Source organism: Janthinobacterium sp. FW305-129 (assembly GCF_020858115.1).
Taxonomy (GTDB): Bacteria; Pseudomonadota; Gammaproteobacteria; order Burkholderiales; family Burkholderiaceae_D; genus Janthinobacterium.
Genome location: NZ_JACYMM010000003.1, coordinates 396,053 through 411,369, shown reverse-complemented (window position 1 = coordinate 411,369; position 15,317 = coordinate 396,053). Strand labels below are relative to the sequence as shown.

The window sequence follows — 15,317 nt, the reverse complement described above, 5'->3', positions numbered from 1 at the left end:
GGCGATTGTGTGCCGACTTGCTCAAGCGCGGCCGTAGCGGTCTTCAAAGCGGACGATATCGTCCTCCCCAAGGTAGCTGCCCGATTGAATTTCAATCAATTCCAGCGGTAGCTTGCCAGGGTTGGCCAGAGAATGGACGACGCCGAGGGGGATATAGGTGGACTGGTTTTCGGTCAGCAAATATTCCTTGTCGCCATTGGTGATCTGGGCTGTGCCGGATACCACGATCCAATGCTCGGCGCGGTGGTGATGCATTTGCAATGACAACTTGGCGCCAGGTTTGACAGTAATCCGCTTGACCTGGAAGCGGTCGCCCTTGCCTATGGAATCATAGGAGCCCCACGGACGGAAGACTTCACGGTGCATGGTGGCCTCGGGACGCTCCCTGGCAATCAGCTGTGCGACCATGGTTTTCGTCTGTTGTGCCTGATCCGCATCCATGACCAGCACGGCGTCGGCGGTTTCCACGATAACGGTATTGCGCATGCCGATGGCGGTGACCAGGCGGCTACTGCTGTGTACCAGGCAATCGTTGCAATCCTGGACCAGCACGTCGCCTTGGGTGCTATTCTGACTGGCATCCTTTTCCGTCACGTCGAGTACGGCTTTCCAGGAACCGATATCATTCCAACCGGCATCAAGGGCGATGGTAGCCGCATGGCTGGTGCGCTCCATGACGGCGTAGTCGACGGCGATATCGGGGCTGGCCGCGTAGGCATCCTGGTCCAGGCGGATGAAGTCGAGGTCGCTTTTCGCAGCGCTGATGGCAGCGCGACACGCGGCCAGGACAGAGGGTTGGAAGCGTTCCAGCTCCGCCAGGTAGCGGCTGGCGCGGAACAGGAACATGCCGCTGTTCCAGAAGTAATCACCGCTGGCGATATATTGTTCTGCAAGCGCCAAGGCCGGCTTTTCCACGAATTCAAGTACGCGCTGAACTTGCCCGGTTGCAGTGCCTTCGGTGCGAATATAGCCGTATCCTGTTTCTGGAGACGTTGGTGTGATACCGAAAGTCAACAAATTACCTGCCTCTGCAGCAGTACGCGCCAGCGCGATTGCTCGATGGAAAGCCGGGGTATCCAGAATGACGTGGTCCGATGGCAACACCAACAATAGCGGATCTTCGCCATGCTCCATCGCCTGCAGGGCGGCTGAGGCGATCGCCGGTGCTGTATTGCGGCGCATGGGCTCAAGTAACATGCGACTATGTTCCAGGCCGATTTCACGCACCTGCTCCGCGACAATGAAGCGTGAAGATTCGTTGCATACCAGTAATGCTGGCGACATATTGTCGATGCCGGCCAGACGCTGCAGCGTTTGTTGCAGCATGCTGCCCTGAGTCGACAAGCGCAGAAACTGCTTTGGGAATGCTTCGCGCGAAAGCGGCCATAAACGTGTGCCGGAGCCACCACAAAGAATTACCGGTAGGAGGGGAATAGTCATTTATGCTTCAATGTAAATAATATTGGATAGAGCTGAATGATTGGTCATTCGGCATCCACTAAAACTTGCCCGGATTGCTGCGCTCTTCAACAGGAGGCGGACATACATGCTGCCAAAAAATCAATGTTGCAAGCAGGGGCAGTATTTTAATGAATTACAGGAATCTTTGTATTTTCTCCCGACTCTATGGAATCTGAGAGGCAGGTATTCTAGCGCGTCCTGTATTGTAGTTTGCTCCCCCAGTATTCCCCCTTAGCACACAACGTTTTCAAGCAAAAAAGCAACAAACACGCAGATGGCACTGAGACTGAGAATGAGCACGGCGCCTGCGGCGCAATCCTTGACGGTCTTGATACAGGGATGGAGGGCCGGGTGGATATGATCAATCAAATTTTCGAGGGCGGTGTTGAAGAGCTCCGCCGCTAGGACCATGCCACAGTTGAGCAACAATAAAGCCCACCAGATCATGGCCGGTCGGTTCCAGGCCAGTACGATCAATACCATGAGGGCAGCAAGGCATTGCAGCCGGAAGCTCGATTCCATGCGGAAGGCGGAACTCAAGCCTTGCAGGGCAAACCCCATGCGTTTATGGAAAGGCTGGTTTTTCATTAACTATGCATGATTGGTCAGGGCGACTCATTTTCCTGACGACCGATGCTCTTTCTGAAAACAGATGCGTATCGCCCGCACATGGAGAGGACCAGGTATCAGGAATAGGAAAGACTGGCGTTAACAGCGCGCGCATCATTGAAGAAAAATAAAAAGCCCGTTTTCAAGAAAATGAAAAAGGGCTTTTATCGAGGAAGTGGCGCTTTGTATGACAAGGCTTGCTTCTCGTGGGACCAGGCCAGCGTTGTGCGGCTTGACGTCAGCCCGCTGGCTTGGCCTTGTATGTCTCAGCCAAAGGCATCAACAGATTACTTGGCGTGGCTTGGGGTCGTGTGCGCGGTGGTCGAGTCCGAGCTTGCTGCACCGGCCACAACGGCAACTGCTGCGCCGATGGCGATCAGGGCGCTCGTGCTCAGGCCGGCAACAGTGCCAGCAGCGGCGGCGCCAGTAGCGCCAGCTGCTGGTGCAGCTGCTGCTGGTGCAGGAGCTGGTGCCGATTGAGCCATGGCTTGTGCGGAAGCGAAGCACAGGATTGCCGAAGCGATCAGAATTTTCTTCATGGGATATCCTTTTAGGTTGAACAGCGGGAATGCTAAACTGTCACTCGATTGTAGCAACATTTCTTCGGCTAGTCTGCGCCACACCGTTCAGGGCGACAATAATTTCTCTTATTTTAGCCGTATTCGAGGTCATTCACTGCACCAAACTTCCCGCGATGTTGTTCAGCATCAACAAAAACGTTGGCGTGCCGATGTGAATTTAATATTTTCTATTCATTTCGGCAAGGATTGCTGATGAATTCAAAAGCGCCGCACAAGTTTGCCAAGTCCTTCCCATCCCGCGTAAAATGCAGGCTTCGCGGGTGTAGCTCAATGGTAGAGCAGAAGCTTCCCAAGCTTACGACGAGGGTTCGATTCCCTTCACCCGCTCCACTTTTCGCTGGCGCCTGGTTTTGTGCGGCGCGGCCACTATTTTCTTCATTCCCATGTCCTCTGATACCCCAGCAAACGGCCCGGCGCGGCCGATGATGTACGATCCGACCGAACACCGCATCCGCAGCTTCGTGACCCGCGCGGGACGGCTGTCTGTCGCGCAGGCGCGCGCGCTTGAGACCTTGGGGCCGCAGTTCCTGCTGCCTTTCGCCAAGGACTCCATGGATTTCGAGCAGGTATTCGGGCGCAAGGCGCCGGTCATCCTGGAAATCGGTTTTGGCATGGGCGCGACGACGGCACATATCGCCAAAGCCATGCCGGAGAAGGATTTTATCGGCGTCGAAGTGCATACGCCCGGTGTGGGCAGCTTGTTGAAGCTGATCGGTGAAGAGTCGCTGACGAATCTGCGCCTGCTGCAGCACGATGCCGTGGAAGTGCTGACGCACATGATCCCAGCCAATTCCCTGGCCGGTATCCACGTTTTCTTCCCCGATCCGTGGCACAAGGCGCGCCACAACAAGCGCCGCCTGATCCAGTCGCCATTCGTCAAGCAATTGACCGATCGGCTCGCGCCGGGTGGCTATCTGCATTGCGCCACAGACTGGGAAGATTATGCGGTGCAAATGCTGGATGTGCTGGGTGCCGAGCCGCAGCTGCGCAATAGCGCCGATGCTTATGCACCGCAGCCGGCGTATCGTCCGCTGACCAAGTTTGAAAACCGCGGCCTGAAGCTGGGCCATGGCGTGTGGGATCTGGTGTTCATCAAGAAGTAAATTTCTTTGGCGGTTTGCCCACCTGTGCCGTTTGCACGAGAACAAGCCTGCCGCGGTGACGCCGCAGGCTTTTTTCATGCGCACGCTAGCGTGCGCTGGCTAGGCAGGGCGCGGGAATTACGGTAGTCTTATCTTTTTTGCATTGAGTAATATTATGTCCAAGAAAATACTCGTGACCGGCGCATCCGGTTTCATCGGTTCGCATACCTGTGTCGAATTGCTGGCTGCAGGCTTTGAGGTCATCGCGGTGGATAATCTGTGTAATAGCGCGCGCGAAGCGATGGCGCGCGTGGAGCGCATCTCCGGTAAAAGCGTGCCCTTCTATGAAGCGGACGTGCGCGACCGCATGGCCATGGCGGCCGTCTTGCGCGAGCACGCCATCGATGCCGTGATCCATTTCGCCGGCTTGAAAGCCGTGGGTGAATCGGTGGCCCAGCCGCTGATGTACATGGACAACAATGTATCGGGCACCGTGGCGCTGCTGGAAGTGCTGGCGGCGGCGAACGTGAAGCGTTTTGTCTTCAGCTCGTCGGCCACCGTGTATGGCGATCCGGAAGCCTTGCCGATCCTGGAAACGTCGCGCCTGTCCGTGACTAATCCGTACGGCCGCTCGAAGCTGATGGTCGAGCAGATCCTGGCCGATCTCGTGCATGCCGACGCGCAATGGCAAGTCGGTGTGTTGCGCTACTTCAACCCGGTGGGCGCGCATGCCAGTGGCCTGATCGGTGAAGATCCTGCCGGTATCCCGAATAACCTGATGCCCTTCATCGCCCAGGTGGCAGTGGGCCGCCGCGAGCGCCTGGCCGTGTTCGGCAACGACTACGCTACGCCCGATGGCACGGGCGTGCGCGACTACATCCACGTGGTCGACCTGGCGCTGGGCCATGTGGCGGCGTTGAACCGCCTGTTTTCCACCGAGGGCGGCTTTACCGTCAACCTGGGCACGGGACACGGCTATAGCGTGCTCGACACCGTGCGCGCCTTCGAGGCCGCCAGCGGCCGCAAGGTTCCCTATGACATCGTGCCGCGCCGCCCGGGCGACATCGCCAGCTGCTATGCCTCGGCCGACAAAGCGAAGGAATTGCTGGGCTGGCAAGCGCAGAAAAATATCGACGACATGTGCCGCGACCACTGGCGCTGGCAGCATCAGAACCCGCAAGGCTACGCAGTGTAGAAAATCCGGTAGATGTAAAAAAATCCCGCTCACACAAAAGTGTGGCGGGATTTTTTTAGAGCGCCAGCAACCCAATGGCGCCTGAAAAATGCCCAGGGCTAGGCGCAAAGCCGAAGACAGTACGCAAGTACGGCGAGGCGAAGCGACAACGCCCCAGGCTTTTTCTCAGGCAGCCATTATGGGTACAGGCCGCGCACTTCGCGCGCTTGCAGGACGCGCGTGCACGCCAGGATGAAGGTGGCGGTACGCATCGACACTTTCTTCTCTTGCGACACTTGCCAGACCGCGTCGAACGCTTCGCGCATGATGCGGGTCAGGCGGCTGTTGATCTCTTCTTCCGTCCAGAAGAAGCTCGAGAAGTTTTGCGCCCATTCGAAGTAGCTGACGGTCACGCCGCCGGCGTTGGCCAGCACGTCTGGCACGATCAGCACGCCGCGGTCGGTCAGGATGTCGTCCGCTGCCGGCAGGGTCGGGCCGTTGGCGCCTTCCAGGATGATCTTGGCGCGGATGACTTGTGCGCGTTCGGCCGTGATCTGCTGTTCCAGCGCGGCCGGGATCAGGATGTCGCAATCGATGCCCCAGAAATCTTCGCGCGGCACGAATGCCTCGGCGCCCGGGAAGCCTTCGACGCTGCCCACTTCGGCCACGTGTGCCAGCAGCTGCGGGATGTTCAAGCCGCCGGCGTGCACGACGGTGGTCTTGTGGTCTTGCACCGCCACGACTTTCGAGCCGGCTTCAGCGAACATGCGTGCAGCGACGCCGCCCACGTTGCCGAAACCTTGCACGATGACTTTCGCGCCTTCGAGCGACATGCCGACCTTGGCGGCTGCATCGCAACCGACGACGAACACGCCGCGGCCCGTCGCATCGCGGCGGCCCAGGCTGCCGCCCAGCGAAATTGGCTTGCCCGTTACCACGCCGGTCGACATATTGCCGCCGATCATGGCATAGCTGTCCATCATCCACGCCATGACTTGCTCATTCGTGTTGACGTCCGGCGCCGGGATATCCTTGTTCGGTCCGATGATCATGCTGATCTCGCTCGTGTAGCGGCGCGTCAGGCGTTGCAGTTCGTTGCGCGACAGGGTCTTCGGATCGACACGGATACCGCCCTTGGCGCCGCCGTATGGCACGTTGACTGCTGCATTCTTGACCGTCATCCAGGCCGACAGCGCCATCACTTCCGACAGGGTCACGTCCTGGTGGAAGCGCACGCCGCCTTTACCGGGGCCGCGCGACAGATTGTGCTGCACGCGGTAGCCTTCGTAGTGGGCAATGGTGCCGTCATCGCGCTCGATCGGCACGTCGACCGTCAGGATGCGCTTTGGACGCTTCAGCGTTTCCACCCAGCGTGACAGGTTGCCCAGGTACGGCGTAACGCGGTCGATCTGCTCGAGGTAGACGCCCCATGGGCCAAGGTCTTCAGGATTGAGGTAGGAAGGAAGTGCGTGCTTGCTGGTCATGCTTGATAAGCTCCTGACAATACGAATACGTTAGAGGCACAGCCGAGATGCAGCTGCGCGCAGCGGAACCGCATCGTAGGCGATAGCCTCATGCCCCGGCCAATGCTTTGTGCGCATCCGGTTATGCATTTATTGCATAGATTGGAGGTCAGGATGGAATTGTGGTGAAGGCTGCACGCCGGCGTTTTTTTCCGCCGCGCGCGGCGCTTTCCTGCGCCTGCACCAGGTATTGCCACAGGCTTTCGACGATCTGCTTGCCGGGGCGCAGGCCCGACGGGCGCTCGCGGTACAGGCGGATTTCCAGCTCGATTTCCCAGCCTGGCGCGCCGCCGTCGGCGCGCGCCAGGTGCTTGTACTTGACGTCGCGCATGACTGCCGATTCGGGCAGGAAGGCGATGCCGCGCCCCTCCAGCGCCATCATTTTGAGGCCTTCGGCCATGTCCGTTTCGTAGCAGGTTTCCAGGAACAGGGGCGCCTTGGCGTCGGCCACCAGCAATTCCACCATGCGCCCCAGGTAGGCGTTGCTGGTGTAGGAGAGGAAGGGCAGCGGCTCCTTGGCGCTGCCGGGCAGGACGAAGTCCGGCACCTTGTCCTGGCCGCAGCGCGCATACGCGCGCACGGTTTCGCGGCCCATCACCAGCATGTCGTAGCGGCCCGGATCGAGCTGCACCGGCTGGCGTGGATGGTGATAGCACAGCAGCAGGTCGCAGCCGCCGTCGACCAGCTGCAGCACCGCGTCGTGCACGTTCAGCGCCATCAGGCGGCTGTTGATCGGTGCAAAACCGTCTTCCAGTGCCGTCAGCCATTTCGGCATGAAGGTCAGCGACAGGGTATGCGGCACGGCGAAATCGACGCTCGTTTGCGTGGCCGCCCGCTTGCCGCGCAACAGGGCGCGCACGCCATTGATTTGTCCCAGCATTTCCAGCGCCTGCTCGTAGAACACGGCGCCGGCCGGCGTCAATCGCGTGGGATACGAGGTGCGGTCGACCAGGTCGATGCCGAGCCAGTTTTCCAGCGACTGGATGCGCCGCGAAAAGGCTGGCTGGGTGACGTGGCGCAGGGCCGCGGAACGGCTGAAATTATGCGTTTCAGCGAGCGAGATGAAGTCTTCCAGCCATTTGGTTTCCATCGCGGCGGCGTTCCTTTATCAAGGGCAGGGGCAAGATGACGTGGTCAGGGCGTATCGGGCGATGCCGCCGGCTGGTACAGGGCGGCCGGCAGGCCGAAGAAGGACGGCGGACCCAGGGTCGTGCCGTCGAGCGAGCCGCCCGCGTTCAGGGCCTTGTTGATGGCCGACAGCAAAGAGCTGCGGTCGGCGAGATTTTTTATCAGGGCGCGCGGGCCGTTGTGGAAAGTATGCTGGGCGATGTCCGCGGCGACGACAAAGATCGGTTCGCGGCGCAGGGGGAACTCCACCCACTCGCCATCCTCGTCCTGAGCGCAGAAGGTGCCGGGCAAGGTCATGTTTTCGGCACCGGGAAGGTGCGAGGCCAGCACCAGGCCGAAGGCTTCCGGCACCACGTCGGCCAGGCGGCGCACCGTCAGGTCGTCGCCGACCAGGGTACGGATTTGCGCTTCCACCGCGTCATCGGCGTCGGGCTGGGCGCCGAGGATTTTCACGGCCTGGTAAATCAGGTCCGGCGAGAGTGCTTCCATTAAATCATCTCCAGGATCATGGCGACGATTTCGTCGCCGTACGAGGCCAGTTTTTTCTCGCCCACGCCGCTCACGCCGCGCATCTGTTCCAGCGAGGTGGGCTTGGCCTTGGCGATTTCACGCAGGGTGGCGTCGACGAAAATCACGTAGGCGGGCACGTTGTGCGTGCGCGCCGTCTCCACGCGCCACCAGCGCAGCTTGTCGAAGATCGCCTGCTCGCTGGTAGACAAGTCCGTCTCGACATAGCCTTTTGCCACGCTGGTGCAGCGCTTGCTGGTTTTCACCGGTTTCTGGTACTGGCGTAGTTGCACTTTCTGGCCGCCCTTGAGCACGGGGCGCGAGGCGTCCGTCAGTTTCAGCGAGCTGTATTGTTCATGGTCGACCGAGACGAGACCGAGCGCGATGGCCTGGCGCAGAATCGATTTCCATTCCGCTTCGCCCAGGTCCGAGCCGATGCCGAACACGGACAGTGCATCGTGGTGCCAGGTCTTGATGCGCTCCGATTCCACGCCGCGCAGCACGTCGATCACGTGGCCGCCGGCGAAGCGCTGGTCGACGCGGTAGATGGCCGACAGCAGTTTTTGCACGGGCACCGTGCCGTCGAACGACACGGGCGGCACCAGGCAGGTGTCGCAGTTGCCGCACGGCGAAGCCGGTTCGCCGAAGTATTCGAGCAGGCGCATGCGGCGGCAGCTGAGCGTTTCGCACAGGCCCAGCATGGCGTCGAGTTTCACGCCCAGCACGCGCTTGAAGGTGTCGTCCGCTTCGGATTCATCGATCATGCGCCGCTGCAGCACCACGTCCTGCAAGCCGTACGCCATCCAGGCGTTGGCGGCCATGCCGTCGCGGCCCGCGCGCCCCGTTTCCTGGTAATAGCCCTCGATGCTTTTCGGCAGATCGAGGTGGGCGACGAAGCGCACGTCGGGCTTGTCGATACCCATGCCGAAGGCGATGGTGGCGACCATGACGATGTTTTCCTCGCGCAGGAAGCGTGCCTGGTTGGCGCTGCGCTTGGCGTACTCCATGCCGGCGTGATAGGGCAGGGCGCGGATGCCGCTCTGGTTCAGAAATTCCGCCGTCTCTTCAACTTTTTTGCGCGACAGGCAGTAGACGATGCCGCAATCGCCCGCGTGTTCCGTGTTGATGAAGTCGAGCAGCTGCTTGCGGCCATTCGCCTTTTCCACGATCTGGTAGCGGATGTTCGGACGGTCGAAGGACGAGACGAACTGACGCGCGTCTTCCAGCTGCAGGCGCAGGGCGATTTCGGCGCGTGTCTGCGGGTCGGCCGTGGCCGTGAGCGCGATGCGCGGCACGTCCGGGAACTGCTCGTGCAGCACCGACAGCTTGATGTACTCGGGACGGAAGTCATGCCCCCACTGGGCCACGCAATGCGCCTCGTCGATGGCGAACAGGGAGATCTTCGAGGCCTGGAACAGGTCCAGGCAGCGCTGCGTCATCAGGCGCTCGGGCGCCACGTAGACGACGTCGATGCCGCCCGTGCGCACCAGGCGCTCGATGCGGCTCGCCTCTTCGTAGGTTTGCGTGGAATTGAGGAAGGCGGCGCGCACGCCGACTTCCTCCAGCGCGTCCACCTGGTCCTGCATCAGGGCGATCAGCGGCGAGACGACGACGCCTACGCCCTCGCGCAGCAGTGCGGGAATCTGGTAGCACAGCGACTTGCCGCCGCCGGTGGGCATCAGCACCAGCGCGTCGCCGCCATGGCTGACGTGGTCGACGATGTCGGCCTGCTGGCCGCGGAAGGCCGGATAGCCGAAAACGGTCTGCAGCAGGTGCAGCGCGCGCTGGTTAAGATCTTGATTCATAGTGCCTTATTCTGCCCAAACAACCCAGCCGTAGTGGGCGCTGGCCAACACCAGCAAGCCGAACACGATGCGGTACCAGGCAAAAAACGTGAAGTCGTGCGAACTGATGTAGCGCAGCAGCCAGCGCACGCACAGGAAGGCGGAGATGAAGGCGGCTACGGTGCCCAGGCCGAACAGGGGCACGTCGGTGGCCGACAGGATGTCGCGCGCTTTATACAGCGAGTAGAAGGTGGCCGCCAGCAGGGTCGGGATGGCCAGGAAGAACGAGAATTCGGTGGCTGTCTTGCGCGACAGGCCCAGCAGCATGCCGCCGATGATGGTCGAGCCGGAGCGGCTGGTGCCGGGAATTAGCGCGAACGCTTGCGCGCAACCCACCTTCAGGGCGTCGAACGGCGTCATTTCATCGACCGAGTTGACGCGCACGGTGACGGGATTGGTGCGCGCGCGGCGCTCCACCAGCAAAATCACGATGCCGCCGATGATGAAGGCCATGGCGACCGGTACTGGCTTGAACAGCGCATGCTTGATCATCTTGCCAATCGCCAGGCCGATGATGGCCAGCGGCAGGAAGGCGATGGCCACGTTCAGCACGAACTTGCGCGATTTGACCTCGGTGCTGAAGGTGGTCAGCACGCTGCCGATGCGCTGGCGGTACTCCCAGCATACGGCCAGGATGGCGCCGGCCTGGATGGCGATCTCGAAGACATCCATGACTTCTTTCGAAACATCCTTGGTAAAGTCGAGCAGGCTGCCGGCCAAGATCAAATGACCCGTGGAGGAAATCGGCAAGAATTCGGTAAAGCCTTCGACCAGCCCCATGATGATGGCTTTTAACGCAAGAATGAGATCCATAGATGTATAAACGGGTATAAGTGACAGGATGGGGTGACCGCGTGGCGCCAGCAATGTGCGCGGGGTCGAAGCTTACCATGCCGGAGGCCCGTCGAGCCGATTTGGGCGCTTGCGGGCAGCGGTTTTTTGCCGCTGCCCGCAAGGCAAGGGGAGAGTTCAGGAAGCCTGTTTTGCCGGCGCGGCCAGGCGCGCGCTGGCCGCCACCAGCAGCAGGGCGGCGCCCAGCATGGCGAAGGCGATATTCAGGCTGGTGGCGTGCGCCACGAAGCCGATCACGGCCGGACCGGCCAGGATGCCCGCATAGCCGATGGTGGTGATGGCCGCCACCGCCAGGCTGGCCGGCATGGCGCTCTGGTTGCCCGCCGCCGTAAACAGGATGGGCACGATGTTTGCAGCGCCCAGGCCGATCAGCACGAAGCCGGCCATGGCCAGGCTGGCATGCGGCGCCAGCACGGCCAGGAAAAAGCCGCTGGCCGCGCACAAGCCGCCGAAAGTAAGCACTCGCTTTCCGCCAAAGCGGCTGACCACCTTGTCACCCGTGAAGCGGCCCAAGGTCATGGCGATGGCGAAGGCGGCGTAGCCGAGGCCGCCCTTGGCTTCTTCCACGCCGCGCGTGGTGGTAAGGAACAGGGCGCTCCAGTCGAGAATCGCGCCTTCGGCCAGGAAGACGATAAAGCACAGCAAGCCGATGAAAATGACGGCGCCGTGCGGCATCACGAACAGCGGCGTCTTTTCGCCCGAAGCGGACGCCGTCGGCAGCAGATGGCCTTGCGCAGCGCCCAGCACGCCGCACAGCAGCAGCATCACCACCGCGCACGACCAGGCCGGCGTCAGGCCCAGCCACAGCAGCAGGGCCATGCAGGCCGCGCCGGCAAAGCCGCCCACGCTGAACAGCGCGTGAAAACCCGACATCATGGCGCCGCCGTTGGCTTTTTCGATGATCACGGCCTGAATATTGATGGCAACGTCAAACGTGCCCATGGCCGCGCCGAACACCAGCAGCACCAGGCCCAGTTGCAGCGGCGTGGCGGCCAGCGCCAGGCCGGGCAGGATGGCGGTCAGCAGCAAGCCGGCGCTGCAGATGACCTTGCGGCAGCCGAAGCGTGCCGTGAGCATGCCCGTAAACGGCATCGCGCACAGCGAGCCGGCGCCCAGGCACAGCAGCAGGATGCCCAGGGTCGCTTCATCGAGGCCCAGGCGCGACTTGGCGTAGGGAACCAGCGGGGCCCAGGCGGCCATGCCGAGGCCTGCGGCGAAGAAGACCAGGCGCGTAGCGCGTTGTTGCAGGGTGCCGGTAAGGTGCATGGGGAAGCTTTTCAAGAATCGGGGTGGATAAAATCAGGCGCGGGCGCGCAGCACTTGCACACCTAGCCGTTCAAAGGCGGCGATGTGGGCAGCGTCGGCATCGGCTTCCAGCACCAGATGCTGCAGCAATCCAGTCGCCAGCACGCCGAACGGTGCGGCAGTGCCCAGCTTGTCGCTGGTGACGGCCACGACGACGGCCTTGCTGGCGCCGGCGATGCTGCGCTTGAACTCGGCCTCGTCGTAATTGAACGCCGTCACGCCCGCGTCCGCATCGGCGCCGCAGGCACCGAGGAAGCACAGGTCGGGATGCATGCGCTCGACCGTGCGCAGCGCCTGCGGACCCAGGCTGGCGCCGGCGCGGCGGTCGACCCTGCCGCCGGCCATGATCAGCTCGATTTCGGGACGTTCCATCAGGGCCATGGCAATGGATGGGGCGTTGGTGATGACGGTGAGCGCCAACTCCGGCAAGGCGCAGGCGATGGCCAGATTGGTCGAGCCCGCATCAAGAAACAGTACCTGACCCGTGCGAACGAGCGACACGGCGGCCTGCGCCAGGCGCGCCTTGCGTTCCGGCGCTTCCTGTTTGCGTTGCGTCAAGGTACCGCCGTCGGGCGCCAGCGGCAGGGCACCGCCATACACGCGCTGGCACAGGCCGGCCGCCGCCATCTCGCGCAAATCGCGCCGTATCGTGTCTTCGGAAACATCGAGCTGGCGCGCCAGGTCCAGCGCCAGGACCCTGCCGTCGGCTTGCAATTGTTGCTGGATCAGTGCGTGGCGTTGTTTGAGAAGCAGGGTGGCGGACATAGGTTTTAATTAAAACGTGCAGGAATGTGCATGAATATACGCAAACGTGCAAACGTGGTCAACAGTTATCTGTCAGCCGCAGCCTTATGCGTGGCCATGGATGGTCATCAGGAATACTGATTCTGGGGCGGTGCGCGCCGCCAAGCCGCTCAGGGGGCCGTCAGCCGTTCCAGCTCCGCCAGCCAGTGCACCGCATGTTCGCGGCTGCTGCCGCACATATCCTCGGATGGCTGCAAGCCGCCGCAAAACGCGGGCCGCTCCGGCTGGCCAAAGATATTGCAGCGGTTGTCGTCGGCCAGCTGGATGCAGCGCACGCCCGCAGGCTTGCCATCAGGCATGCCGGGAATCGGGCTGGTGATGGACGGTGCGGTGCAGCAGGCGCCGCAGGATGGACGGCATGCCAGGGTGGCAGATGATGACATGGGATTTCAGACGAGCGGGTGAGGAGCCGACAGTATAGCAAGCCGGCCCCCGTGTCTCGCCAGGGCGGTGTTTAACGCACGATGCTGACGCGCTTGCCCGACAGGGTGCGGCGGGCCGGGTCGCCATGCACGGTGATGCGGCCGGAACCGCTGGCGCGGGCGTTGACTTCATTCTGGACGGTGACGTCGATGTCGCCGGAACCGTTGCTCGCCAGATAGGCAACATCGCTGCGCAGGGCGGCCAGGTTGATGTCGCCCGAGCCATTCACGTTGGCGTCGAGGCGCTGCACGGCGCCGCTGGCGCTGATGCTGCCCGAGCCGTTGACGGCCACGTTGATGCGTTCGCCCCGCACGCTGCCCAGCTGGATGTTGCCCGAACCGTTCTGCACCGCGTCCGTGTTGCCGCTGCTGAGGGCCGCCGCGTTGATGCTGCCCGAGCCATTGTTGGCCACGTCGAGGCGTCCCACCGTGCCCGACAGTTCGCTCTTCATCGAACCGCGCTGCTCCAGGCTGAAATCCTCGCCATTGAAGCCGCTGGCCACCAGGCGGCCCGAGCCGGAAATGTTGATTTTCCTCAATTGCGGCGTCGTATAGATGACGTGGATACCATTGCTGCTGCGAATGTTCGTATCGCTCCAGATGCGCAGGGTATTGCCGCTCACTTCGCTATGGATGCGCGGCTGCAGGTTGCTGTCCGCCTCGATCACCAGCGATGTTGCCGGCCCCACGCGCACGTCGATTTTCAGATCGATGCGCTTCATGCTGTCGATGTCGAGCGTGTCGATGTTGCTGACCTGGCGCGCGTCGCGACTCACTTGTTCGTTGCCCTGGATGGTATTGCCACCCGAGTCGGCATAGCGCACTTCGCCATCGTTGGGGTTGATGACGATGGCGCAACCGCCGAGGGCAAGGGCGCAGCACAGGGCCAGCAGGGTACGCATGGTGTTTCCTTTATGATTGTTTTAGTTCGGAACAAGAAAAAAGCCGGCTGCCGCCCCGCGGCTGCCGTGCTGTCGATGGCAAGGTAGCAAATCCGACACGCTAGCTGAGGGGAAATGCGATGAACTGCGCAAAACGGGGGCTGAAACGCATTCTGCTTCACCCGGCGCGACAGGTCCGGCGGCAGTGGAGGTGTCGCCAACGCCGGCACGGAGCGTACAATACCCGTGTTCGGCGTGCCGGGCGGTGCCCCGCGCTTGACCTTGCCGATAGACAGGGCTACTATTAATGACTCAAAAGTAAGTTACTTGGAAAGATACATGCAAGCCCCGATTGATACCAAGCCCCGCTGGGAGCGGCGCAAGGATGCCCGCCCGCAGGAATTGCTCGCCGCCGCCCTCGACCTGTTTGTCGAACGGGGTTTCGCATCGACGCGCCTGGAGGATGTGGCCAAACGGGCCGGCGTGTCGAAAGGCACCCTGTACCTGTACTTTGAGAATAAACAAGAGCTGTTCAAGGCCGTGGTGCGCGACAATATCGTGCAATCGATCGGCGAGGCGGAAGACAGCATGGCCGCCTCGGACAGCACCAGCGCCGACTTGCTGCGCAGCATGATGATGCAATGGTGGGAAGAATTCGGCGCCACCAAGCTGGCCGGTTTGACCAAGCTGATGCTGGCCGAAGCGAACAATTTCCCGGAACTGGCGCAGTTTTACAACGAAGAGGTGGTCGCGCGCGGCAATGCGCTGATCGCCACCCTGCTGGAACGGGGCATGCAGCGCGGCGAATTCCGCCAGGTCGATCCCGTGCTGGTCAGCACCATCCTCAGCGCGCCCGTCACCATGCTGATGATGTGGACACACTCTTTCCTGCCATGCGAGGTCAAGAATATCGATCCGCTTGCCTATATGGATGCCTTTATCGACATGAGCTTGCGCAGCCTGCAGGTGGAGGCACCCGGGAAAAGCTGATCCGCTGGACCTGCTTCCACCGTTCAGTTGCCCCTTTTCCAAGGTTCGCCCCCCCAAATCTGCAGATCGTCGCAAATTTCCTCCATTCCCCGCCTTTATGGTTAACATGTGCTTTCAGCCAGTTCAACGATAAAATGGCGGATTATTACTTCAC

General features: G+C 61.5%; 15 protein-coding genes and 1 tRNA gene. 4 read left to right on the top strand and 12 right to left on the bottom strand.

What is annotated here, in order from left to right:
* Window positions 1-21: 21 nt before the first annotated feature.
* The 3 genes from IGS61_RS08230 to IGS61_RS08220 form a co-directional block, all read right to left on the bottom strand.
* A complete protein-coding gene (locus tag IGS61_RS08230) occupies window positions 22-1,440 on the bottom strand; it encodes a mannose-1-phosphate guanylyltransferase/mannose-6-phosphate isomerase (protein ID WP_230539132.1) in 1,419 nt (472 codons plus the stop codon).
* Between the two features lie 252 nt (window positions 1,441-1,692).
* Window positions 1,693-2,049 carry a diacylglycerol kinase gene (locus IGS61_RS08225; RefSeq protein ID WP_230539131.1) on the bottom strand — a complete coding sequence of 119 codons (357 nt, stop codon included), beginning with the start codon at window positions 2,047-2,049 and terminating at the stop codon, window positions 1,693-1,695.
* A 308-nt stretch (window positions 2,050-2,357) separates the two neighbouring features.
* The gene (locus IGS61_RS08220) at window positions 2,358-2,609 is read right to left on the bottom strand and encodes a hypothetical protein (protein ID WP_230539130.1); all 252 of its coding nucleotides are present in this window, start codon (window positions 2,607-2,609) and stop codon (window positions 2,358-2,360) included.
* 298 nt (window positions 2,610-2,907) lie between these two features.
* On the opposite strand from IGS61_RS08220, the gene IGS61_RS08215 reads away from it, so the two are divergent.
* The 3 genes from IGS61_RS08215 (at window position 2,908) to galE (ending at window position 4,928) form a co-directional block, all read left to right on the top strand.
* A tRNA-Gly gene (locus IGS61_RS08215) sits at window positions 2,908-2,981 on the top strand.
* A gap of 92 nt (window positions 2,982-3,073) precedes the next feature.
* Window positions 3,074-3,754: a tRNA (guanosine(46)-N7)-methyltransferase TrmB gene (gene trmB / locus IGS61_RS08210; RefSeq protein WP_230539270.1), complete on the top strand. Its 681-nt coding sequence runs from the start codon at window positions 3,074-3,076 to the stop codon at window positions 3,752-3,754.
* Window positions 3,755-3,908: 154 nt separating this feature from the next.
* Window positions 3,909-4,928, top strand: a complete 1,020-nt coding sequence (gene galE, locus IGS61_RS08205) for a UDP-glucose 4-epimerase GalE (protein WP_230539129.1) — start codon at window positions 3,909-3,911, stop codon at window positions 4,926-4,928.
* Window positions 4,929-5,104: 176 nt separating this feature from the next.
* Here galE and IGS61_RS08200 read toward each other — a convergent pair whose 3' ends face one another.
* The 9 genes from IGS61_RS08200 to IGS61_RS08160 all read right to left on the bottom strand — a co-directional run bounded on the left by IGS61_RS08200 (window position 5,105) and on the right by IGS61_RS08160 (window position 14,194).
* Window positions 5,105-6,391, bottom strand: a complete 1,287-nt coding sequence (locus IGS61_RS08200) for a Glu/Leu/Phe/Val family dehydrogenase (protein ID WP_034785857.1) — start codon at window positions 6,389-6,391, stop codon at window positions 5,105-5,107.
* A 148-nt stretch (window positions 6,392-6,539) separates the two neighbouring features.
* Complete coding sequence (locus IGS61_RS08195; RefSeq protein WP_230539128.1) at window positions 6,540-7,520, bottom strand: LysR family transcriptional regulator; 981 nt, start codon at window positions 7,518-7,520, stop codon at window positions 6,540-6,542.
* A gap of 44 nt (window positions 7,521-7,564) precedes the next feature.
* A complete protein-coding gene (locus IGS61_RS08190) occupies window positions 7,565-8,047 on the bottom strand; it encodes a hypothetical protein (RefSeq protein ID WP_230539127.1) in 483 nt (160 codons plus the stop codon).
* On the bottom strand, window positions 8,047-9,870 hold the full coding sequence (gene recQ / locus IGS61_RS08185; protein WP_230539126.1) for a DNA helicase RecQ: 1,824 nt from the start codon (window positions 9,868-9,870) through the stop codon (window positions 8,047-8,049). The genes IGS61_RS08190 and recQ overlap by 1 nt, the downstream gene beginning before the upstream one ends.
* Window positions 9,871-9,876: 6 nt before the next feature.
* Window positions 9,877-10,722, bottom strand: coding sequence for an undecaprenyl-diphosphate phosphatase (locus IGS61_RS08180; protein ID WP_230539125.1), 846 nt, complete (start codon window positions 10,720-10,722; stop codon window positions 9,877-9,879).
* Between the two features lie 156 nt (window positions 10,723-10,878).
* Entirely contained in the window at window positions 10,879-12,027 is a 1,149-nt protein-coding gene (locus IGS61_RS08175) for an MFS transporter (RefSeq protein WP_230539124.1), read from the bottom strand.
* Between the two features lie 33 nt (window positions 12,028-12,060).
* Window positions 12,061-12,831: a DeoR/GlpR family DNA-binding transcription regulator gene (locus IGS61_RS08170; protein WP_230539123.1), complete on the bottom strand. Its 771-nt coding sequence runs from the start codon at window positions 12,829-12,831 to the stop codon at window positions 12,061-12,063.
* Between the two features lie 149 nt (window positions 12,832-12,980).
* Window positions 12,981-13,253 carry a YkgJ family cysteine cluster protein gene (locus tag IGS61_RS08165; RefSeq protein ID WP_230539122.1) on the bottom strand — a complete coding sequence of 91 codons (273 nt, stop codon included), beginning with the start codon at window positions 13,251-13,253 and terminating at the stop codon, window positions 12,981-12,983.
* 71 nt (window positions 13,254-13,324) lie between these two features.
* Window positions 13,325-14,194 (bottom strand): head GIN domain-containing protein, encoded by an 870-nt coding sequence (locus tag IGS61_RS08160; RefSeq protein ID WP_230539121.1) that lies wholly within the window; start codon window positions 14,192-14,194, stop codon window positions 13,325-13,327.
* 318 nt (window positions 14,195-14,512) lie between these two features.
* On the opposite strand from IGS61_RS08160, the gene IGS61_RS08155 reads away from it, so the two are divergent.
* Window positions 14,513-15,163, top strand: a complete 651-nt coding sequence (locus IGS61_RS08155; protein WP_230539120.1) for a TetR/AcrR family transcriptional regulator — start codon at window positions 14,513-14,515, stop codon at window positions 15,161-15,163.
* Window positions 15,164-15,317 lie beyond the last annotated feature (154 nt).